This is a genomic window from Aerococcus sp. L_32 (assembly GCF_050689315.1).
In genome coordinates this window covers 1-752 of record NZ_JBOEQF010000902.1, presented here as the reverse complement: position 1 = coordinate 752, position 752 = coordinate 1, and the positions used below count along the sequence as shown (strand labels likewise).

Below are 752 nucleotides of genomic sequence, written 5' to 3'. Positions count from 1 at the left end.
CAAAAAAGTGTGGAAGAAAGGATGCGACCTATTTATGGCTTATAAAATCGGTGTAGTCGGTGAAAAAGACGTCGTTGTTCCTTTCCAATTGATTGGTTTCGACGCCTATCCAGTGATTTCAGGCCAACAAGCCCGTGAAACAATCCGGGAAATGGCTGAAAACCACTATGGTGTGATCTATTTGACCGAAACAATCGCACAGCAAATTCCAGACACCATTGCCTTTTACGACACACAAGTTACCCCAGCAATCATTCTGATTCCTTCACACAAAGGGAGCTTGGGTATCGGGCAGTCTCGTGTAAATGACAACGTTGAAAAAGCGGTTGGTCAAAATATTCTATAAGAAATCAAAATACACAAATTAAAAATCATAGAAAACGATAAGAGGGAGGAACAGTCTTGAAAGACGGAAAAATCATTGAAGTTTCCGGTCCACTGATTAAAGCAAGTGGCATGGAAGAAGCAGCTGTTCGTGATATTTGTTTAGTAGGTGACCTACAATTAACAGGGGAAATCCTTGAAATGCACGGCGATGTTGCTTCAATTCAGGTATACGAGGAAACTTCTGGTCTTAAACCTGGCCAAATAGTAAAAACAACTGGTCAACCATTATCAGTTGAACTTGGACCTGGTATGTTAACGAAAATGTTTGACGGTATCCAACGACCTCTACAAGAGTTCATGGATTCAACCGACTCAAACTACTTAGAACGTGGTGTGCAAGTAGCGCCCCTAGACCGTTCAGCAGT

At 41.9% G+C, this 752-nt stretch carries 1 protein-coding gene and 1 pseudogene; both read left to right on the top strand.

All coding sequences use genetic code 11. The annotated features are described in order from the left end of the window. Positions 1 to 34: 34 nt before the first annotated feature. The gene (locus ACRCJ0_RS17240) at positions 35 to 346 is read left to right on the top strand and encodes a V-type ATP synthase subunit F (protein ID WP_269104881.1); all 312 of its coding nucleotides are present in this window, start codon (positions 35 to 37) and stop codon (positions 344 to 346) included. Between the two features lie 56 nt (positions 347 to 402). Then, positions 403 to 752, top strand: a pseudogene (locus tag ACRCJ0_RS17235) (V-type ATP synthase subunit A); the annotation flags it as partial.

What these genes read in the sequence shown, in the direction of transcription:
- ACRCJ0_RS17240 (WP_269104881.1), top strand. Translation starts at nt 35, where the DNA reads ATGGCTTATAAAATCGGTGTAGTCGGTGAAAAAGACGTCGTTGTTCCT.